At 54.1% G+C, this 18,533-nt stretch carries 22 protein-coding genes; 13 read left to right on the forward strand and 9 right to left on the reverse strand.

Annotated features, from left to right (window positions below; genetic code table 11):
• Positions 1 to 6: 6 nt before the first annotated feature.
• Positions 7 to 498 (reverse strand): OsmC family protein, encoded by a 492-nt coding sequence (locus BM007_RS02150; RefSeq protein ID WP_048989728.1) that lies wholly within the window; start codon positions 496 to 498, stop codon positions 7 to 9.
• A 120-nt stretch (positions 499 to 618) separates the two neighbouring features.
• On the opposite strand from BM007_RS02150, the gene BM007_RS02155 reads away from it, so the two are divergent.
• Positions 619 to 1,269 (forward strand): GntR family transcriptional regulator, encoded by a 651-nt coding sequence (locus BM007_RS02155; protein ID WP_061715227.1) that lies wholly within the window; start codon positions 619 to 621, stop codon positions 1,267 to 1,269.
• On the opposite strand, the gene BM007_RS02160 is transcribed toward BM007_RS02155, so the two are convergent.
• Positions 1,247 to 1,849, reverse strand: a complete 603-nt coding sequence (locus BM007_RS02160) for a TetR/AcrR family transcriptional regulator (protein WP_061715228.1) — start codon at positions 1,847 to 1,849, stop codon at positions 1,247 to 1,249. The genes BM007_RS02155 and BM007_RS02160 overlap by 23 nt on opposite strands.
• Before the next feature lie 103 nt (positions 1,850 to 1,952).
• Here BM007_RS02160 and BM007_RS02165 point away from each other — a divergent pair, with 103 nt between their 5' ends.
• Positions 1,953 to 2,420 (forward strand): nuclear transport factor 2 family protein, encoded by a 468-nt coding sequence (locus BM007_RS02165; RefSeq protein ID WP_090417065.1) that lies wholly within the window; start codon positions 1,953 to 1,955, stop codon positions 2,418 to 2,420.
• A 39-nt stretch (positions 2,421 to 2,459) separates the two neighbouring features.
• Here the strand turns inward: BM007_RS02165 and BM007_RS02170 are convergent, their stop codons facing one another.
• The 3 genes from BM007_RS02170 to BM007_RS02180 form a co-directional block, all read right to left on the reverse strand.
• On the reverse strand, positions 2,460 to 2,999 hold the full coding sequence (locus tag BM007_RS02170) for an ester cyclase (RefSeq protein ID WP_032647031.1): 540 nt from the start codon (positions 2,997 to 2,999) through the stop codon (positions 2,460 to 2,462).
• 64 nt (positions 3,000 to 3,063) lie between these two features.
• Complete coding sequence (locus BM007_RS02175; RefSeq protein ID WP_090417067.1) at positions 3,064 to 3,783, reverse strand: SDR family oxidoreductase; 720 nt, start codon at positions 3,781 to 3,783, stop codon at positions 3,064 to 3,066.
• Positions 3,780 to 4,895: an alkene reductase gene (locus BM007_RS02180; protein WP_090417068.1), complete on the reverse strand. Its 1,116-nt coding sequence runs from the start codon at positions 4,893 to 4,895 to the stop codon at positions 3,780 to 3,782. Before BM007_RS02180 ends, BM007_RS02175 begins: the two co-directional genes overlap by 4 nt.
• A gap of 99 nt (positions 4,896 to 4,994) precedes the next feature.
• On the opposite strand from BM007_RS02180, the gene BM007_RS02185 reads away from it, so the two are divergent.
• From BM007_RS02185 to BM007_RS02195, 3 genes are all read left to right on the forward strand, one after another.
• Complete coding sequence (locus BM007_RS02185; protein WP_090417070.1) at positions 4,995 to 5,906, forward strand: LysR family transcriptional regulator; 912 nt, start codon at positions 4,995 to 4,997, stop codon at positions 5,904 to 5,906.
• A gap of 57 nt (positions 5,907 to 5,963) precedes the next feature.
• Positions 5,964 to 6,563: an HAD-IB family phosphatase gene (locus BM007_RS02190; protein ID WP_032647022.1), complete on the forward strand. Its 600-nt coding sequence runs from the start codon at positions 5,964 to 5,966 to the stop codon at positions 6,561 to 6,563.
• Positions 6,564 to 6,665: 102 nt separating this feature from the next.
• The gene (locus BM007_RS02195) at positions 6,666 to 6,980 is read left to right on the forward strand and encodes a PTS sugar transporter subunit IIB (protein WP_090417072.1); all 315 of its coding nucleotides are present in this window, start codon (positions 6,666 to 6,668) and stop codon (positions 6,978 to 6,980) included.
• Positions 6,981 to 7,013: 33 nt separating this feature from the next.
• Here the strand turns inward: BM007_RS02195 and BM007_RS02200 are convergent, their stop codons facing one another.
• Positions 7,014 to 7,382, reverse strand: coding sequence for a MerR family transcriptional regulator (locus tag BM007_RS02200; RefSeq protein WP_090417074.1), 369 nt, complete (start codon positions 7,380 to 7,382; stop codon positions 7,014 to 7,016).
• A gap of 96 nt (positions 7,383 to 7,478) precedes the next feature.
• On the opposite strand from BM007_RS02200, the gene BM007_RS02205 reads away from it, so the two are divergent.
• The 7 genes from BM007_RS02205 to BM007_RS02235 all read left to right on the forward strand — a co-directional run bounded on the left by BM007_RS02205 (position 7,479) and on the right by BM007_RS02235 (position 15,495).
• Entirely contained in the window at positions 7,479 to 8,273 is a 795-nt protein-coding gene (locus tag BM007_RS02205) for an SDR family NAD(P)-dependent oxidoreductase (RefSeq protein WP_090417076.1), read from the forward strand.
• 208 nt (positions 8,274 to 8,481) lie between these two features.
• The gene (locus BM007_RS02210; protein ID WP_024908014.1) at positions 8,482 to 9,096 is read left to right on the forward strand and encodes a TetR/AcrR family transcriptional regulator; all 615 of its coding nucleotides are present in this window, start codon (positions 8,482 to 8,484) and stop codon (positions 9,094 to 9,096) included.
• Between the two features lie 74 nt (positions 9,097 to 9,170).
• Complete coding sequence (locus BM007_RS02215; RefSeq protein WP_024908015.1) at positions 9,171 to 10,280, forward strand: efflux RND transporter periplasmic adaptor subunit; 1,110 nt, start codon at positions 9,171 to 9,173, stop codon at positions 10,278 to 10,280.
• On the forward strand, positions 10,277 to 13,366 hold the full coding sequence (locus BM007_RS02220; protein WP_090417078.1) for an efflux RND transporter permease subunit: 3,090 nt from the start codon (positions 10,277 to 10,279) through the stop codon (positions 13,364 to 13,366). Before BM007_RS02215 ends, BM007_RS02220 begins: the two co-directional genes overlap by 4 nt.
• A gap of 34 nt (positions 13,367 to 13,400) precedes the next feature.
• Positions 13,401 to 13,994: a TetR/AcrR family transcriptional regulator gene (locus BM007_RS02225; protein WP_024908017.1), complete on the forward strand. Its 594-nt coding sequence runs from the start codon at positions 13,401 to 13,403 to the stop codon at positions 13,992 to 13,994.
• 74 nt (positions 13,995 to 14,068) lie between these two features.
• Positions 14,069 to 14,668 (forward strand): NAD(P)H-dependent oxidoreductase, encoded by a 600-nt coding sequence (locus BM007_RS02230; protein ID WP_090417080.1) that lies wholly within the window; start codon positions 14,069 to 14,071, stop codon positions 14,666 to 14,668.
• A gap of 284 nt (positions 14,669 to 14,952) precedes the next feature.
• Positions 14,953 to 15,495, forward strand: a complete 543-nt coding sequence (locus tag BM007_RS02235) for a cysteine hydrolase family protein (protein WP_090417081.1) — start codon at positions 14,953 to 14,955, stop codon at positions 15,493 to 15,495.
• Positions 15,496 to 15,560: 65 nt separating this feature from the next.
• Here the strand turns inward: BM007_RS02235 and BM007_RS02240 are convergent, their stop codons facing one another.
• Together BM007_RS02240 and BM007_RS02245 are read right to left on the reverse strand one after the other, a co-directional pair.
• Positions 15,561 to 16,037, reverse strand: a complete 477-nt coding sequence (locus BM007_RS02240) for a WbuC family cupin fold metalloprotein (RefSeq protein WP_014883727.1) — start codon at positions 16,035 to 16,037, stop codon at positions 15,561 to 15,563.
• Between the two features lie 142 nt (positions 16,038 to 16,179).
• Positions 16,180 to 16,857, reverse strand: a complete 678-nt coding sequence (locus BM007_RS02245) for a DUF1963 domain-containing protein (RefSeq protein ID WP_090417083.1) — start codon at positions 16,855 to 16,857, stop codon at positions 16,180 to 16,182.
• A gap of 221 nt (positions 16,858 to 17,078) precedes the next feature.
• Between BM007_RS02245 and BM007_RS02250 the strand changes: the two genes are divergently transcribed.
• On the forward strand, positions 17,079 to 17,549 hold the full coding sequence (locus BM007_RS02250) for a hypothetical protein (RefSeq protein WP_024908022.1): 471 nt from the start codon (positions 17,079 to 17,081) through the stop codon (positions 17,547 to 17,549).
• Positions 17,550 to 17,596: 47 nt separating this feature from the next.
• On the opposite strand, the gene BM007_RS02255 is transcribed toward BM007_RS02250, so the two are convergent.
• Entirely contained in the window at positions 17,597 to 18,520 is a 924-nt protein-coding gene (locus BM007_RS02255; RefSeq protein ID WP_090417085.1) for a LysR substrate-binding domain-containing protein, read from the reverse strand.
• Positions 18,521 to 18,533: the final 13 nt, after the last annotated feature.

Below are 18,533 nucleotides of genomic sequence, written 5' to 3' on the forward strand. Positions count from 1 at the left end.
TTAGCGTTATTGTTCATCGACGGATGAACGGGCGCTATGCAGTATGGTTGGCTGGCAGGTCACCGGGAAATTCAGTGAGTTAGCAATAAAGCAGAGCTCATGCGCGCGGTGATGAAGTGCCACAGCGCGATCGATATCATCCCCTGGGCGAAGCGTGATTTGAGGCTTCAGGACAATAGAGGTGAAACACCCCTTTTCTCCTTCGCGCATCGTTCCTTCCGCCCGGTCAATATAGGTATAAACGCTTATCCCCGCTTCCGCGCAAAGATGCAAATACCATAATTTGTGACAGGCAGAGGCTGACGCGACAAGAAGATCTTCAGGATTCCAGCATGATGCATCCCCCAGAAATGCAGGGTCTGATGAACCTGAAATCGGAGATTTATCACCCGCCGTGATGTCATAAAGACGATCGTAGGCTTTATAGGATTCCGTCCCCCGACCTTTGTTCCCTTTCCACTCGACCTTAACCTGATAATGATGCTCACGATGGCTCATCTTGATGCTCCCGATAATGATATCCGATGGATTTTGCTGGCGATATTTGTTCGCAATCACCTGTCTCGACGTAAGCTATCAGATGGTATACCATTATTCCATCTTTTCAGGAGAAACAGTATGCAACTTAACGCCCTTTCGACCCCGGACGTGCTCGCCAGTGAATTAAGAAAGATGATAAACAGCGGTCGTCTGCGTGATGGAGAGAGGCTTGTTGAAAGGGATCTTGCCAGTCATTTTTCTGTCAGCCGAATCCCAATGAGAGAAGCAATCAGGCAGCTTGAACGCGATGGGCTGGTGGAAATTTTCAGGAACCGCGGCGCTGTTGTCAGAACGCTTTCTGTTGATGATCTGGATGAGATTTACTCCCTGCGTGCCTTACTGGAAGGGGAAGCCGTCTTTCAAAGCGTGAAAAACCTGAGCTCTGATACGCTGGCGAGGGCCGAACTGACGCATACGCTTCTCGCCAGAACGACTGAATTTGACATGCAGGGCACACTTAACCGGGAGTTCCACGATCTTGTCTACAGTGGGTGCAAAAACCAACGCCTGCTGAGGCTGATTAATGATACCCGCAATCAGATAGAGCGGTATGAATACCTTCAGCGAAAGCTCCTTTCAGCAACACCGGTTTTTCAGGATGACCATGCAGGTATCCTTACAGCCTGCAGGGAACGGGATGCCGGGAATGCACGAGCTGAAGTCGTGCGACATATTCTTAGTGCCGGAGAAATGCTTAAAACGTTTATCAGCCATCGCGACGAGGGTTAAGGGGAAATCCCGTTAACCCGGCTAATGCCCGCTTCAACGGAGTGATGACATCATCCGTCTCCATGCCCATTTGCGCATGAATAATGGCACCGTCAATGAGCAGCATGATTTCATTGACGACGCGCTCATCCGCGATCTTCGTCAGCGACGCAATAATATTCTTTGTTTCGATTTTATGATCGCGGCATATCTCTTTTATTTCGCTTTCAATATCTTCCGATTTTGCCTCAGCGCTGGCATTAATAAATGCGCAGCCGTGGAACTCAGGCGAAATAAACCATTCGTAAAGCGTTGCCGATATAGCATCAGAAGGTATTTCACCTTCATCAAGATGTCGACGCAGCGTGGATTCAAACCAGCCAATCCATATTTCGTGCCGATAGTGCAAATAGGCGAGAATAAGTAAACTTTTACTCGGAAAATGACGATAAAACGTCACCTTCGTCACTTTAGCCTCTTTAATAAGCGTATCCACGCCTGTCGCCCTGAAGCCTGTGGAATAAAACAGATCGTGCGCCGTAAGTAATATCTTATTTCTGACGCTGATTTTGGTATCGTTGCCTGCAGATTCTGTTTTCACTTTTTGGTAGCCTCAAAACGGATGTTGACAGCGTTATTTTACAGGCATAGATTACCGCATGTAGACAGACCTGTCTACATAATATAACACTGAGGTAATCGCCATGAACACACGTCCTCCTTTACCGCCCTTCACGCGTGAAAGCGCCATCGAAAAAGTCAGGCTGGCAGAAGATGGCTGGAACAGCCGCGACCCGGCGAAGGTCGCGCTGGCCTATACGCTGGATACCCAATGGCGCAACCGCGCGGAGTTCGCCACTAACCGTGAAGAAGCCCGGGCGTTTCTGGAGCGGAAATGGAAAAAAGAGCTGGACTATCGTCTGATTAAAGAGCTCTGGGCATTTACGGATAACCGCATCGCGGTGCGCTATGCCTATGAATGGCATGATGATTCCGGCAACTGGTTCCGCTCGTATGGCAATGAAAACTGGGAGTTTGAGCCGGAAGGGTTGATGAAGCGACGCTTTGCCTGCGTAAACGATATGCCGATAAAAGAATCCGAGCGGCTGTTCCACTGGCCGCTGGGCAGACGCCCGGACGATCACCCTTCGCTGAGCGATCTTGGCTTATAGGATTTTCGCATCACTCCGGGCCGTCCCGGAGTGGTGAATTTACAATGCGCCCAGCTGTTTCATCAGCGTCAGGTTGTCCTCAATATGCCAGTTAGCCGCAATCTTGCCGTCAGCGATCTCATAAATATCCGTGGCGATAAAATCTATTTTCTGCCCCTTTCCCTTCAGCTTGCCAAATGTCCCGGTGAAGGTGCCGTGAAAATGTAAATGCGAGACCACGCGATTGCCTGAAATAATCATTTGCTCAACGTCGCAGCGTAAATCAGGCACGGCTGTACGAAACGCACGGGAGGCTAAAATAGCGCCTTCGGGACCTTGCTTACGACCTTCCGGAGGCGTTTTATCGATGAAATTCACCGCCAGCGCATCACGCGCCAGGGACTCTTCTCCCGTATTCCAGAACGTTGCATATTCTCTGGCAACGGCTTCATTCGCCCTTAATTGCGCCTGGGGCAGGCTCTTATCAACAATAAGCTGTTTCGGTGGAAGCCATTCCAGCTGCGCCGAAAATGCGGTGCCGGACAGACCGGCAAGAATAAGCATCGCCACAGCTGGACGAAAACACGTCGTATATTTCATGATATTTCTCAATAGAGTATTACATTACCCGCAGTCGATTTCCTGCGGTTCAAATCCGCGAGGGTCAGTTAATTAACGCCCCGCCCTCAATATCAATGATCGACCCCGTGACAAAGGGATTATCAATGGCGAAAAGATACCCTTGCGCGATGTCCTCCGCCCTTCCCCAGGCTTTGGCTGGCAGGGTTTCCGCCGCACCGGCGAGCATTTTTTCCCGCGCGGCGGAGTCCATGCCCGCGTACGCTTCCGTGTCGGTCAGCCCCGGACTCACGACGTTGACGCGCAGCGGTGAAAGCTCTTTCGCCAGCGCTTTTGTCGCGGCCTCAATCGCGGCATTCATCGTCGTTTTAACAATGGCGCCCGCCACGGTGCGACGCGCCACGAACCCGCTGGTGAACGTCAGCGTACCGCGGGGAGCAATGTTCCCGCTGAGATAGCGGGCGACATTGATGCTTCCCCAGAATTTTGTATCAAAGGCCAGCCTTGCAGCGCGGAGATCAAGCCCGGAAAGAAGCCCTCCCGGAGCCTGTGAACCTGCGGTAACGACGATATTATTGACCTCACCCAGCGTTTCACCGAGCGCGACAAGCTCTGCCTCACGGCTGATATCCAGCACGAGGGTGTGAACAGAGGCGGCGTGGGTGCTCAGCCGTTGCCGCGCAGCGTTCAGCTTCGCGCCGTCGCGGCCCGCAAGAATAATTTCCTCGCCTCGCCCGGCAAGCAGGCTGCCCACGGCGAAACCGATGCCGGACGCGCCGCCGATAATTAAGGTTTTACGGGTCATAACGTTTCCTCCTGCAGGATGTAAATGGGGTAATCGGTATAGCCCGTCGCGGTGCCGCCAAACAGCGTGGCGGGGTCGCGCACCTGGGCCAGAGGCAGCTGGTGCGCCAGCCGGTGCGGTAAATCCGGGTTGGCAATAAACGGTCGTCCGAAGGCAATCAAATCGGCATAGCCGGCAGCAAGGATCTTTTCCGCTTTTTCAAGGTCATAGTTACCCGCAACGATAAGGGTTCCGCTAAACGTCTCGCGAAGCGATCGACGGAACTGTTCAGGTACCTGCGGCGCATCGTCCCAATCGGCTTCCGCCAGGTGGATGAAAGCAATGCCTTTTTGCTCACACCAGGCCGCGAGCGCGAGTATGGCTTCCGTCACCTGCGGATCGTTCATCCCGCGCTGGGTAATAAACGGGGAAAGGCGAATGCCCGTACGCTCGCGGCCAATGGCCTCAGCAATGGCGCTTAACACCTCCTGAGCAAAGCGGATCCGGTTCGCCAGCGTGCCGCCGTACTCATCCGTGCGTTTATTGGATGTCTGACGCAGAAACTGGTCGATCAGATAGCCGTTTCCGCCGTGGATCTCCACGCCATCAAACCCGGCCTGGACGGCATTCAGTGCCGCCTGACGATAGTCCGCAACGATGCTGTGAATCTCCTTGCGCGAGAGCGTTCTCGGCTGCGGGCAGTCAACCATCTGGCCTTCCCCCTGTTCATTCACCACCCACACCTGCGCGTCCGGCGCCAGTGCTGACGGCGCAACGGGCTGACCATCCTGATGAAAACGGGCGTGCGACATTCGCCCCACGTGCCAGAGCTGAGAGAAAATAACCCCGCCCGCCTGATGCACGGCACCCGTCGTGAGCTGCCATCCTGAAACCTGCTCCGGCGAATGGATGCCGGGTGTCCATGAGTATCCCTGGCCCTGAGGCGAGATCTGCGTGGCTTCCGTGATGATTAATCCGGCGCCGGCCCGCTGCCGGTAATACTCTTCCATCAGCGGGGAGGGAATATTGCCCGGTTGAAGGGAGCGTGCGCGGGTCATCGGCGCCATGACGATACGGTTTTTCAGGTCTTGCTGCCCCAGCCTGTAGCGTTCAAAAAGTGAGGTACGTTGCATGTTTTCATCCCTTATGGTTTGGACGAAATCACTTTACAGACGGCATCTTGTTTTGATAATTACGCTAAAAGCAGATGCACTTTTCGGAAAACATGAATAATGGGCAAACTCGAAGACATGGCATTACTGGTTGAAGTGGCCGAGGCTGGCGGTCTTTCTGCCGCAGGACGACGCCTGTCGCTTTCCCCCGCCACCATGACGGCCAGGCTGAAGGCGATTGAGGAGCGTTACCAGACCCGTCTGTTTCACCGCTCAACGCGGTCCATCACGCTGACCCGCGCCGGGGAAGAGTTTTACCATGCCGCGCTTCGCGTGCTGGAGGAGATGCATCACGCCGAGTCGTTACTGACGCAAAAAGAAGGCGTGCTCAGCGGCAACATTCGCCTTTCTGCCCCCTCGGACTTTGGCAGACAGTATCTTAGCCCCGCCGTCGTGGAATTCTCCCGACGCCATCCTGACGTTAAATTTTTCATCTCGTTAAAAGAACACGTTGAGGACCTGGTCGCTAACCGGCTGGATATGAGCGTGCGTTTCGGCAACCTGCCGGACAGCAGCCTTGTCGTCAGAAACATCCGCCCGAACCATCGGGTACTGGTCGCCTCCGGGGGGTACCTTAACGAACGCGGCATCCCCGCCACGTTTGCAGATTTGGCTCAGCATCGGTGCCTGGCACTTGAGTCTCAGGGTGTGGTGATGAACGAATGGCGCTTTGAAACCAATGGCGAAGAAAGCATTGTACGCGTAGAGCCTGCCATGGTGTGCGACGACGGAGCATTGCTTCGCCAGTGGGCGCTCAGCGGGGCTGGCATCGCGGGGAAATCGTGGTGGGATGTAAAAGACGATGTTGATACAGGCAGACTCACGGTACTGTTTGCCGACAGCTTCACCGGTTTTAGTCGGTACGATCGCAAAGATGTCGGGCTGCAGTTTGTTTACCCGCAGCGCAAGCTGCAGCCGCTTCAGGTCACTGCGTTTAGCCAGTTTTTTCTCGACTGGCTAAAAAAACAATAACGCAATAAACAGTGATACACTCGCCCGATACAACTCATTATCCCGTCTTAACGGCTTATGACTACAAATATTGCTTTTTTCGACTTCGATGGAACGATAACGTTTTCCGACACCTTCACCCCGTTTATTTATCGCTCTGTTGATGAAAAAACGCTACGGCGTGGAAAGCTGCGCCTTCTTCCCTACATCCTCGCCTATAAAATCGGTGCGTTGTCGGGGTCGGTTTTACGAAAAAAAGTGGTAAGAATAGCGTTAGCTGGCAAATCAGAAGCTGAATTAAAAAAGGCCGGGCTTTTCTACAGTAAAACCGAAATTCCTGCCCTGTTGCGGGAGGATGCCATGAAGAAAATCAGCTGGCATAAGTCTCAAGGGGATACGGTGGTAGTGGTCTCAGCCTCGCTTGATTTATACCTTAAACCGTGGTGCGAGCAGAATGGTCTGGAACTCTTATGCAGTGAAGTGGCATTTTCAGGTGGAAAAGCAACCGGAAAATACAAAAAGGGTGATTGCAGCGCCCGTTTAAAAAAAACGAAGATAATTGATCATTATGATTTATCTTCCTACAACGTCATCTATGCCTATGGCGATACGAAGGAAGATTTAGACATGCTCTCGCTTGCCTCGAAAAAATTTTATCAGTGGAAAGAGATGGCCTGACCCCGCCATGACATATTAATAAAACATCAAAATAAGAGATAGCGCGCATTTCGGTGACAACCTCAGGACTACTCTGGGAGCGGTTTTCAGGAGGTACAAAACATGAAAAAGCTTCTGATATGTTGTTTGTTTGGTAATACCGCAAACTCTCTCGCCAAAAAGATGCAGTCTCTGGCAGAACGTGAAGGCTATCCGCTGATGATTAGCGCTGTTGGGCTGGATAACTTCGCCAGTGTTGCTCCCGCTTTCGATGGTTTTCTCGTCGCACCGCACATTCAGTACAAACTCGATGAGATAAAAGAGACGGTGGGTAATACGCATTCAATCGCCATTATTGAGAGCCTGCCCTATGCGTCTCTGGACGCGAAGAGGGTGTTGAATTTCGTGAAGGAACAGATGCCTGAACTGGCTGCGTGATAGATAAGGCCGCATCGGTTTTGCGGCCTCCGCTCAAAACTCGTCGATACAAGGTTGACCAACCTTATTAATCGCATTGATTATCCTGGCTCTGAGTTCAATTAGCGCCGCGTCTTTCTCTTCCAGCTGCTGCAGCTTGCGGCGCAGGGACGCTTGTTTTTGCTCAGCGGTAAATTTGTCGTCAATCCAGACAGCTAAAACCTCTGAGATTTCGGCTAAGGTAAAACCCAGCATTTTGGCATGCTTGATCATGTTTAAACGCTGTAAATCAACGGCGGAATAGACTTTGTAGTTATTGCTGCGATTAGGTTGCGGGATATTCTCTAATAGCCCTTGCCGCTCATAGTAACGCACCGTCTCTTTCGATAATCCCGTTTTCGCACACAGTTCACCAATTCGCATCGCGCCGCCCTCACCTTGTAAAAATCACGCTTGACCGTGTACCTAAGTGCACGGTTTATCCTGTGCGGCATACATTAGGGAAACGGGATTAAAAATATGAATTCTTTTGATTATACAGGAAAAACAGCGCTGGTTACCGGAGCGTCTTCGGGCATAGGTCGTGATTTTGCCAGGCAGCTCGCGGCCCGCGGCGTGGCCTTGATCCTGATCGCCCGCTCCGAACCAAAGCTGCAGGCGCTTGCCGCAGAGTTAGTCAGAAAGCATGGCGTATCCATCACGATTATTGTGCAGGATTTAGTGAAACCGGAAGCCATTCCCCACATTGTGGAACGGCTTGAAACCTTAAGGCGTTTCCCCGACATTCTGATCAACTGCGCCGGGTTCGCCACCTATGGGCCATTCGAAAAGCTCTCTATCGACAGGCAGCGTGATGAGATAAACGTGAACTGCCTGGCCCCTGTGGAGCTGACGCACGCCATGCTGCCGGGAATGCTCCAGAAAGGCTCGGGGATGATTATTAACGTGGCCTCAACGGCCGCGATGCAGCCGGATCCCTATATGGCGATTTATGGCGCAACCAAAGCCTTCCTGCTCTCGTTTTCGAATGCGCTGTGGGGTGAGTATCGCTCAAAGGGCATCCGCGTTCTGGCGCTTTGCCCCGGCGCAACGGATACGGCCTTTTTTGATGTGGTGAATGCGGAGGAAGCCTCGGTAGGTAAAAGAATGCCCGCAGACAAGGTGGTCGCCCTGGCGCTAAAGGCCGTGGAGAGTAACCGTAGCACCCTGATTACCGGATGCGGTAACTGGCTTCTGGGGCAGCTACACCGGTTCGTGACGCGAAAGCATCTGGTGCTCATCGTTGAAAAAATATTGCGTCCACGCTCGGCTTAAGCAAAAACGGCTCTGTTCAGTGCAAGGGAGTTGCGCTGAAATCCTCGCTTATCGCAGACAGATAGATGCCATAGTGCACGAAAAACAGTGATACACTTACCCCACCTGGTTGATCGTCCCGTCTGAAGGGCGCATCATGAATGACGGTAACCAAAGTACGAAATGGTCACTCGTTGTTAATCGTAGCCTGTCACGCTAAGCTTAAATAATGACTAAAAATATGAACCCCCCATCAGCACGTGGTCCACTTGACCACGCTGTCAGAGAGCAAATCGTCGAAGCCGCTTTTGAGCACTTCGGTCACTACGGCTATGAAAAAACCACCGTCGCCGAGCTGGCTAAATCCATCGGTTTTTCTAAGTCCTACATTTATAAGTTTTTCGATTCCAAACAGGCTATCGGCGAGGTGATCTGCGCTAACCGCCTGGAGTTGATCATGGCGGCGGTGCTTTCCGCCATCAAGGATGCGCCGTCAGCAAGCGAAAAATTACGCCGTCTTTTCAAAGCGCTCACCGAAGCGGGAAGCGAGCTGTTTTTCCACGACCGTAAGCTGTACGACATTGCCGCCGTCGCCGCACGCGAGCAGTGGCCGTCGACAGAACGGTATGCAGAAAGCCTGATGAAGCTAATTGAGAGCATCATTATCGAAGGCAGGCAGGCCGGAGAGTTTGAGAGAAAAACGCCGCTGGATGAGGTCACACAGGCTATCCACATGGTGATGTGTCCTTTTATCAATCCCATCCAGCTACAGTACAACCTCGAAATGGCCCCCACCGCGGCGGTGCTTCTCTCTTCACTGATTTTAAGAAGCCTGGCCCCCTAAATTGTGACCATTGACATTTTTGGTCACTAGTCAGAGAATGCGGATACCGTCCTGTTACGTCAAAAAGGTTTCCCATGCTCAGGCTCACTTCAGCCCGCGTTGCCGTTTGTCTCCTGCCGTTTGCCCTGGTGGCATGCGGCGATATTTCCGCGAGTGACGATCCGCGCACAAAGCCACCGCTCGTCAGATCCGCTTCCGTTGAGCTTGCGAACAATACCGCCCGCGCCTTCACGGGCGTTGTGGTCGCAAGAACGCAAAGCGATTTGGGTTTCAGGGTTCAGGGAAAAATCCTTGAGCGACTGGTTGATACGGGGCAGACCGTCAAACAGGGCCAGCCCTTACTGCGCCTGGATCCCGTTGACCTGAAATTACAGGCTCAGGCGCAGCAGCGCGCGGTAGATGCTGCCCAGGCGCGCGCGCGAAAAGCCTCCAGCGATGAAGCGCGCTATCGCGGCCTTGTGGCATCCGGCGCCGTATCTGCCTCGGAGTATGACCAGATCAAGGCGGCGGCCGATACGGCCAGAGCCGATCTCAGCGCCGCCCGGGCACAGGCCAACGTGGCGCAAAACGCCACGGGCTATGCCGTACTGCTGGCGGATTCAGACGGCGTGGTCATGGAGACGCTCGCCGAGCCGGGTCAGGTCGTCAGTGCCGGACAGGTGGTGATCAGGCTCGCCAGAGCGGGACAACGCGAAGCGCTCGTGCAGCTTCCGGAAACGCTGCGCCCTGCCGTCGGCAGCGAGGCGCAGGCCACCCTTTATGGCAAAGAAGAAAACCCGGTCACCGCAACGCTGCGCCTGCTGTCTGACTCTGCCGATGCCGCGACCCGCACTTATGAAGCCCGCTACGTGCTGGATGGCCTGCTGGCAAACGCGCCGCTGGGGGCGACCGTCACGCTGAACATTCAGGACAATAAAGCGGAAGGTCAGGTCATGCAGGTTCCGCTGGCTTCACTCTATGATGCAGGAAAAGGTCCCGGCGTCTGGCGTATTTCCGCCCAGCCGGCAAAAGTCGCATGGACGCCCGTCAAGGTACTGAGCGTGGGTGAAGATGCGGTGCAGGTCACGGGCGGCGTGAAGCCCGGTGAGAAAATTGTTGCGTTAGGCGCCCATCTTCTGCACGAAGGTGAGGTCGTCAGGCTTGCCAAACAACGCAACGCCGCCCTGGCGGAGAACACACCATGAGCGGAAGCCGCTTCAACCTGTCAGCGCTGGCCGTCCGCGAACGTTCCATCACGCTGTTTCTGATCGTTCTGGTCACCATTGCCGGAATTTACGCCTTCTTTGGGCTCGGTCGCGCGGAAGATCCACCCTTCACGGTAAAGCAAATGACGGTGATAACCGTCTGGCCTGGCGCCACCGCGCAGGAGATCCAGGATCAGGTCGCCGAACCGCTGGAAAAGCGCCTGCAGGAGCTCAAATGGTACGACCGTACCGAAACCTATACCCGTCCCGGCATGGCGTTTATCACGTTGTCATTGCAGGACAAGACCCCGCCTGCCGAAGTGCAGGAGGAGTTCTATCAGGCGCGTAAGAAGCTTGGAGATGAATCTCAACGTCTTCCGGCGGGCGTCATCGGCCCGATGATCAATGACGAATTCTCGGATGTCACCTTTGCCCTCTTTGCCCTGAAAGCGAAAGGCGAACCGCAGCGGCAGCTGGTACGTGATGCCGAAGGCCTGCGCCAGCAGCTTCTGCACGTTCCCGGCGTGAAAAAAGTGAACATTATCGGCGAACAGGCCGAGCGGATTTATATCTCCTTCTCCCATGACCGTCTGGCGACGATAGGGCTCTCACCCCAGGATATTTTCAATGCGCTCAACAGCCAGAACGCGTTGACCGCGGCGGGTTCCATTGAGACCCGAGGCGCGCAAATTTTTATCCGCCTGGACGGCGCGTTCGATGAACTGCAGAAAATCCGCGATACGCCTTTTGTTGCTCAGGGCAAAACGCTCAAGCTGTCCGACGTGGCAACGGTTGAGCGAGGCTACGAAGATCCCCCGACGATGCTGATACGTAATCAGCATGAACCCGCCCTTCTGCTGGGCATCGTGATGCGCGAAGGCTGGAACGGTCTGGCGCTGGGTAAAGCGCTGGATACGGAAACGGCAAAAATCAATGATAGCCTGCCGCTTGGCATGTCCCTGACCAAAGTCACCGACCAGTCCGTGAATATTCGCTCGTCGGTCGATGAGTTTATGATCAAATTCTTCGTCGCCCTGCTTGTGGTCATGGTGGTGTGTTTTGTCAGCATGGGCTGGCGCGTGGGGGTGGTGGTTGCGGCGGCGGTCCCGCTGACGCTGGCGGTCGTCTTCGTGGTGATGGAAGCCGCGGGAATAAACTTTGACCGCGTGACATTGGGCTCCCTGATCCTCGCCCTCGGCCTGCTGGTTGACGATGCGATTATCGCTATCGAAATGATGGTGGTAAAAATGGAGGAAGGTTACGACAGAATCAAAGCCTCGGCCTTCGCCTGGAGCCATACCGCCGCGCCCATGCTGGCCGGAACCCTGGTGACGGCCATTGGCTTTATGCCGAATGGTTTTGCCCAGTCGACCGCCGGGGAATACACCAGCAATATGTTCTGGATTGTCGGCCTCGCCCTGATTGCATCGTGGTTTGTCGCGGTGGTGTTCACGCCCTATCTTGGGGTGAAGATCCTGCCGGCGATCCCCAAAGTAGAAGGCGGTCATGCCGCCATCTATAACACGCCTCGCTATAACCGTTTTCGCCAGCTGCTTGGCCGCGTTATCGCCAGGAAATGGCGGGTGGCCGGCGCTGTGGTCGCCATATTCATCCTGGCCGTGCTCGGCATGGGGCTGGTAAAAAAACAATTTTTCCCGACCTCCGATCGCCCGGAAGTGCTGGTTGAAGTGCAGATGCCCTACGGCACCTCGATAGCGCAAACCAGCTCCGCAACGGCAAAAATAGAAGCGTGGCTGGGCCAGCAGCCTGAAGCCAGAATTGTTACCGCCTATATTGGTCAGGGTTCGCCCCGCTTTTATCTGGCGATGGCGCCTGAACTGCCCGATCCGTCTTTTGCGAAAATCGTGATCCTGACGGACAGCGAGACGTCACGCGAGGCGCTCAAGCTCCGGCTGAGAGAAGCGGTCGCCAACGGCCTTGCGCCTGAAGCGCGCGTGCGGGTGACCCAGCTGGTGTTTGGCCCTTACTCGCCCTTCCCGGTTGCCTGGCGCGTGACGGGTCCGGATGTCGAACAGGTGCATGACATCGCTGATAAGGTGAAAGCCGTGCTCCAGGCAAGCCCGATGATGAGAACCGTCAACACCGACTGGGGGTCACGCGTTCCCGTATTGCATTTCACCCTCGATCAAAACCGCCTGCAGGCGACCGGCTTAACCTCCAGTGCCGTTGCCGAGCAGCTTCAGTTCCTGCTGTCAGGTGTGCCCGTCACCTCCGTGCGGGAAGATATTCGCTCGGTAGAGGTGATTGGCCGCGCGGCGGGAGATATCCGTCTTGACCCGGCAAAAATCGAGGGCTTTACCCTTGTCGGCAATGCGGGACAGCGCGTTCCGCTGTCTCAAATCGGCAAGATTGAGATTGGTATGGAAGATCCGATCCTGCGTCGTCGCGATCGCACCCCGACGATAACCGTGCGGGGAGATATCGCTAACAATCTTCAACCACCGGATGTGTCGGTCGCCATCATGAAGCAGCTCCAGCCGATTGTTAATGCGCTGCCGGCCGGATACCGTATCGACATGGCGGGTTCGATTGAGGAATCGGGCAAAGCCACGCAGGCCATGTTGCCGCTGTTCCCGATCATGATTGCCCTGACGCTGCTGATCATCATTTTGCAGGTGCGCTCAATCTCAGCGATGGTGATGGTGTTCTTAACCGCTCCGCTGGGGCTGATTGGCGTGGTGCCTGTACTGTTGATTTTCAATCAGCCGTTTGGCATCAACGCGCTGGTCGGTTTGATCGCCCTTTCCGGCATTCTAATGCGCAATACGCTGATCCTGATCGGTCAAATCGATCATAACAAGAAGGACGGTCTCGAGCCGTTCCAGGCTGTGGTTGAAGCGACGGTCCAGCGCGCGCGCCCGGTCCTGCTGACCGCCATGGCGGCCGTGCTGGCGTTCATTCCCCTGACGCATTCGGTGTTCTGGGGCACGCTGGCCTGGACGCTGATCGGCGGGACGCTGGGCGGGACGATCATCACGCTCGTCTTCCTGCCCGCGATGTATGCGATATGGTTCCGGATCCGCCCTGTGGAACAACGCGTGCAGCGCCCCGCAGAAAGCGTGTAAACTACCATGAGTAGATAACAGTTTTGAGGAAAGTATGGTTGTTAAGCGCTTAAGAAAAGAGGACCGCCGCGTGCAGTTGCTGGAAGTTGCGCGCGGAATCGTTCGCCAGCAAGGCACGGAGGCATTGACGCTTGGCTACCTGGCCGAGCGGGCCAACGTCACCAAGCCTATCCCCTATGACCACTTTGGCGATCGTGAAGGGTTGCTGATGGCGCTGTACCAGGATTACAGCGATCGGCAGCTGGCGAAATTCCGTGAGACGCTGGCGGTCGACAGCAAAACGCTGGAAAAGACGATCCGCTTTTTCAGTGCCGCCTATATCGACTGCGCCATTACTGCCGGGCCCGAAACCGGGCCAATCGCGGCTGCGCTGTCCGGTTCCCACGCGTTGCAGACGTTTCGTGAGGCATGCGTGGCCGAATGTGCCGACTGCCTGCGTACCGCGCTTTCCCCTTTTATCGTCTTAAAAGGCGTTCAGGGGGAAGCGGTACTGACGGCCATCATTGGCGCGGCGGACGCGCTCAGCACCGCGGCGGGCAACGGTGTACTCGCCCGAAATATTGCGGAAGATATGCTCAGCGGCGCCATGACCGGCGTGCTGGAGACCTACGCGAATAGCACAAAATGATCGTCGGGGGCGGATTGACTCCTAAGTTACCAATAGTAATATAGGTATCACTTCTCCCCCATTCTGAGGTCGCTATGTCTGCTATATCAGCCATTAATAACGCACTGATCGTGACGGCTCACCCTGTCGACAATTCATTATCCCATTCGCTGGCAACCCATATTGCCGGAAAATTACGCGAGCAAGGTACGCAGGTTGAAATCACCGATCTGCATGCTGAAGGGTTTAATCCGGCCATGTCTCGCGCCGACCTTGATTTGTATCATGGCGATCCGAGCGCCCTTCCCGACGATATTCTGCGCGAGCAGCAGCGCGTCGAGCGAGCGGATATGTTGGTGTTTGTCTTCCCCGTGTACTGGTGGTCGGTCCCCGCGCTGTTGAAAGGCTGGTTCGATCGCGTATTAACCCTGAACTGGGCGTATAAGGTGGCCGACGACGGACGGATTGTGGGCAACTTACGGGATGTTCCCGTCCGCCTGATTGCCACTGGCGGCAGCGATCTCACCGGATTTGATAAACACGGCTATTCGACGGCGATTCAGACGCAGATTGTCGAAGGCGTATTTGGCTTCTGCGGGTTGAAGAACGTTAAGCTCGATATCCTTTACCAGGCAGATACGGCGACGCCTGAGCAGGTTGAGGAATTCCTGCAAGGGCTCGGCAGTATTCAATAATATCATCCCGGCGCAATGCTAACGTTGCACCTACTGATGTTGGTGTATTGAAGAGAATCTCTCACCAGCGCTATAACTGTACGCGATAGTTACGCTAACAGCGAAATAAACAAAGGTCATTGCATGTATCAGTCAGTTCAGCCAACAACCACGCTCACCACCACCGGAACCTTCGGCGGCGTGAGTGTATCTGTAGCAAACGACTGACAAACAGAACCTCAATCCCCGCCACTCTGGACGGGGAAATATCTCTCCGTTCACCACCCTCTGAATGGAGAAATAAAATGGTTTCGTCTGACAATGCACTCCTGGTTATCGACATGCAGCAGGGCCTCTTCCGGGGCCCGGTTTCCCCCTGTTCCGCCGATGCCGTTCTGGAAAATATCCGTTTGTTAATCACCCACGCGCGACGCGCGCAGGTGCCCATCTTTTTTGCCCGCCATATTGGACCAGACGACTCCCCGCTCTCAGAGAAGGGTCCGTTAACACAGCTGATACCCGAGCTGGACGTGAAGGAGCAGGATGTTGTTTTCACCAAGCGCTATCCCAGCTGTTTTAGGGATACGGTATTGCTACGAGAACTTAATCAGCGAGGTGTCAAACAGCTGGTCATTGCCGGGATGAAAACTGAGTTTTGCGTTGATACGACCTGTCGGGCCGCACCGGAGCTGGGTTTCAGGACGGTATTGATTTCTGATGCGCATACCACAATGGATAATGACTATTTATCCGCCAGCGACATTATTGCCCATCACAACAGCACCCTGGCAGGTCCGTTCGTGACGCTGTCGACTGCCCGCGACTGGCATTTTAGTAGGGCGAGTTGAGTTGGCGGGTTCGTCTCTCTCTCTTCCCCGGTGCGCCTTTGCGCGCCGGGGACATGAGTGCACAATTACAGGGTAAAACCACCGTCACCCACCTGCGCCTGAGCGTACCATTTCATCAGCTCCGCGCTACCGGGTGCGTTCTCAGCCGGTGACCATGGGGCGGTATCGTGCTCAGGAACGGGCTGGTAGCCACCGTGTTTTACCTCAAAAATAACGCCGCCCTTATCCAGCGACAGCACGGCATGCCAGGTACCGGCATCCATCTCCAGCACTTTGCAGTCTTCACCTAACACCACGCGCTGGGTCACGTTACCGCTGTCATCAAAATTCAACACCAGAAAGCGACCGCTCAGCGCCGTCAGCAGTTCAAACGTGTGCGGGTGGCGATGGGGACGAACATAGGTACCGGGTTCCATCGCGATGGCCAGGCGCTGCACCGGGTCGCTCAGCTCAGGGTGTAAATTGCGATGGGCGCGTAAGCGAGGAGAATTTGCAGCCTGCTCGCTTTGTTGCTGCAGGTCACTGAAAGTAATTTGTTTCATATACACCTTTGTGAATGGGGTCATCTTACGGCAACCCGATTGCCGCAAGACGTTATACCATCCTGAACGGTTGATGGGCGATGGCATTTGTGAAACAAATCGCTGCATGGATAAGCTTTCATATCTCCCGGCAGGAGGATCATCAGTAGAACTGACATGAAAATCGCCATTCCCCTTCTGATGACCGGTGAAAGTAACCGATACCATTATCCGCCCACATCCAGTTTACTTTTTCTTCCGACCCAACCTGAAAAACAAAATCGTCGATTCCCACACCGTGTTGTATCTCAGCCGGAAATCCCCCGACCTTGGTTCCCCTGTAGCGATTAAAGTCCTCAAAAAAACTATCACAGGCCTGCTCATCATCATTTACGCAAGAGAGATCAATAATGTCCCAGGCATCTTCCCATCCAGGTGCATCGTCAATGACACTCAGCCATTGAACAGGAAACGCGCGATACGGAGTGTCCAATTCAGGCAATAACTGAAGCCCTTCAAGGGTGGCATACTCGCGGATTAACCATCCTTCACCGTGCGGTTCGTCAAAGGGATGTTGTTCCAAATTGTGGAATAACACCAGAAGGGCTATCCCCTTTAACTGGTCGGGAATAACAGGAAGCTCGTCGACCCGAATCTGAAGAAGCGGAAACATCGGCTTGCCCTTCCAGGTGGGTAATCCTTCATCTGCAAGAGAAACGCCCTTTAGAAACCAGGATGTCATGGGATCTTCAGACGGCCGGAACCCACCTACCTGCACGACCGATGCGGGTCTTAGTTTGGTCCGGAGTTCTTCTAAAACTGATGCACTCTCGAATTTCATGTTTGCTCGCTTTGTAGACTCTTTCTGCGTAGAAGTTTTACCACTCATTGTAAGGTAATCATCAGGCTCTAAGAAACGCATAGGATATTAAACCCTATGTTGAGTAAAACTCACATTGATTCCCACTATTTATCGTTTTTCAAAAGTGACGCCCCTGAAATACCATCCATTCATCCCTGAGATAGAAAAAATAAATAATACCAAGCCTGTATGGAGTACCTATGACACTCGATGTTTTATTCCATGTAATGAACATTATCTCGCCTCATAAATTTAGCGCCCAAGCAAATGTGCATGAGTTGATAACGTTACTTTCAACAGAAAAAGAAAGCTCAGAAGCGCTTTCACCTTTCATCCACCGACTGCACCTCCTCTCTTTCGCCCAAAGCAATCCGGGCAACGCCGAAGAGTTGCTCTCAGCGCATTTACCAAAAGAGGATGGGATCCTTCCGCTGCTTGACTTTGCGCAGTGGCCAAAGGTGCATTACGCCGCGTCAGGCGAAGCTCAGACGCGTGAATCCGAGGAGTATTTCCGTGCCATGACCTCGGCTGCCAATCTGTTACGCACTGCGCTGATCGATGCTGAACGTGCAAAAGGGACGCCTGCGCTTTATATTCTCGATAAATTACTTAACCTGAACAGCGCCCTGCCGGAAAGATATAAAAAGATGGCGAATATTCCCTACGCATAAATACGTTCAATATGCGGGATACCCCATAATAAATATTCCGCTATTTATTAAACCCGCTTTTCATTGTAATCAAGACAGACGATATCCAAAGAAGGCACCACCGGCGCGTTAAGGTTAAGCCACGCCAGCAGCCGTTCAATACTCTGTCCTCTGAGCGAATTTTTGGGCCAGACAAGGTAGTAACCGTCCCCTGTTGCTATCGCCTCCCTGAAAGGCAGCGCGAGCAGGCCGCTTTTCAGCGCGTCGAGCGTGAGCCGGAGGTCGGCCATCGCCACGCCGTGTCCGTGCATGGCCGCAAGGCTTCCCTGCTCCAGGGTATCGAACACGATTCCGCCGCTCATGTCGAGGCCGGGGAATAAGCCCGTCCTTTTCAGCCAGCGCTTCCAGTCCCGTCTGTCCGGTGACGGATGAATAAGATCGCAATCTGGAAGCGTATGCCGGGCAGACTCCAGCAAAGACGGAGTACAAACGGGAATAAGCCATTCGCTGAAGAGCAGCCTGCTTTCTGTTGACTCGCCGAAATAGCCGTTACCGAGGAGGATCGCACAATCGTAAGGCTCACGACTGAAATCAACGGTATCGAAGTCCATCCAGACGCTGGCAATTTCGATTTTGGGCTTGGCGTGCTTCTCGCGGAAGGATTTAAGCACATCCAGAAGCCATCGCATCGTCAGCGAGCTGGGTGCTTTAAGGCGCAGAAGGTGGTTTTCACTTTTGAATGCACGACAGGCCCACTCAATATTCGAGAAACTTTCGCTAAGCTGCCCGGCCAGAATACGTCCGGCATCGCTGACCTCCACTCTCGGCCCCTGTCGTTTAAACAATTCGCAATCGAACCACATTTCCAGCGTCTGGACATGCCTGCTGACCGCCCCCGGCGTGATATGGAGTGTTTCAGCCGCTTTGCTGAAGGAGTTCAGCCTTGCGGCAACTTCGAACGCGCGCAGCGCATACAGTGGCGGTAAAGACATACATTCCCTTTCT

Source organism: Enterobacter sp. NFIX59 (assembly GCF_900113755.1).
GTDB lineage: Bacteria > Pseudomonadota > Gammaproteobacteria > Enterobacterales > Enterobacteriaceae > Enterobacter > Enterobacter pseudoroggenkampii.

Excerpts from the sequence above, each read along its gene's own strand:
- BM007_RS02255 (WP_090417085.1), bottom strand. The coding sequence starts at position 18,520 with ATGTCTTTACCGCCACTGTATGCGCTGCGCGCGTTCGAAGTTGCCGCA.
- BM007_RS02215 (WP_024908015.1), top strand. The coding sequence starts at position 9,171 with ATGCTCAGGCTCACTTCAGCCCGCGTTGCCGTTTGTCTCCTGCCGTTT.
- BM007_RS02195 (WP_090417072.1), top strand. The coding sequence starts at position 6,666 with ATGAAAAAGCTTCTGATATGTTGTTTGTTTGGTAATACCGCAAACTCT.
- BM007_RS02220 (WP_090417078.1), top strand. The coding sequence starts at position 10,277 with ATGAGCGGAAGCCGCTTCAACCTGTCAGCGCTGGCCGTCCGCGAACGT.
- BM007_RS02240 (WP_014883727.1), bottom strand. The coding sequence starts at position 16,037 with ATGAAACAAATTACTTTCAGTGACCTGCAGCAACAAAGCGAGCAGGCT.
- BM007_RS02230 (WP_090417080.1), top strand. The coding sequence starts at position 14,069 with ATGTCTGCTATATCAGCCATTAATAACGCACTGATCGTGACGGCTCAC.
- BM007_RS02150 (WP_048989728.1), bottom strand. The coding sequence starts at position 498 with ATGAGCCATCGTGAGCATCATTATCAGGTTAAGGTCGAGTGGAAAGGG.
- BM007_RS02155 (WP_061715227.1), top strand. The coding sequence starts at position 619 with ATGCAACTTAACGCCCTTTCGACCCCGGACGTGCTCGCCAGTGAATTA.
- BM007_RS02175 (WP_090417067.1), bottom strand. The coding sequence starts at position 3,783 with ATGACCCGTAAAACCTTAATTATCGGCGGCGCGTCCGGCATCGGTTTC.
- BM007_RS02165 (WP_090417065.1), top strand. The coding sequence starts at position 1,953 with ATGAACACACGTCCTCCTTTACCGCCCTTCACGCGTGAAAGCGCCATC.
- BM007_RS02170 (WP_032647031.1), bottom strand. The coding sequence starts at position 2,999 with ATGAAATATACGACGTGTTTTCGTCCAGCTGTGGCGATGCTTATTCTT.
- BM007_RS02225 (WP_024908017.1), top strand. The coding sequence starts at position 13,401 with ATGGTTGTTAAGCGCTTAAGAAAAGAGGACCGCCGCGTGCAGTTGCTG.
- BM007_RS02205 (WP_090417076.1), top strand. The coding sequence starts at position 7,479 with ATGAATTCTTTTGATTATACAGGAAAAACAGCGCTGGTTACCGGAGCG.
- BM007_RS02210 (WP_024908014.1), top strand. The coding sequence starts at position 8,482 with ATGACTAAAAATATGAACCCCCCATCAGCACGTGGTCCACTTGACCAC.
- BM007_RS02235 (WP_090417081.1), top strand. The coding sequence starts at position 14,953 with ATGGTTTCGTCTGACAATGCACTCCTGGTTATCGACATGCAGCAGGGC.
- BM007_RS02185 (WP_090417070.1), top strand. The coding sequence starts at position 4,995 with ATGGGCAAACTCGAAGACATGGCATTACTGGTTGAAGTGGCCGAGGCT.
- BM007_RS02180 (WP_090417068.1), bottom strand. The coding sequence starts at position 4,895 with ATGCAACGTACCTCACTTTTTGAACGCTACAGGCTGGGGCAGCAAGAC.
- BM007_RS02190 (WP_032647022.1), top strand. The coding sequence starts at position 5,964 with ATGACTACAAATATTGCTTTTTTCGACTTCGATGGAACGATAACGTTT.
- BM007_RS02250 (WP_024908022.1), top strand. The coding sequence starts at position 17,079 with ATGACACTCGATGTTTTATTCCATGTAATGAACATTATCTCGCCTCAT.
- BM007_RS02245 (WP_090417083.1), bottom strand. The coding sequence starts at position 16,857 with ATGAAATTCGAGAGTGCATCAGTTTTAGAAGAACTCCGGACCAAACTA.
- BM007_RS02200 (WP_090417074.1), bottom strand. The coding sequence starts at position 7,382 with ATGCGAATTGGTGAACTGTGTGCGAAAACGGGATTATCGAAAGAGACG.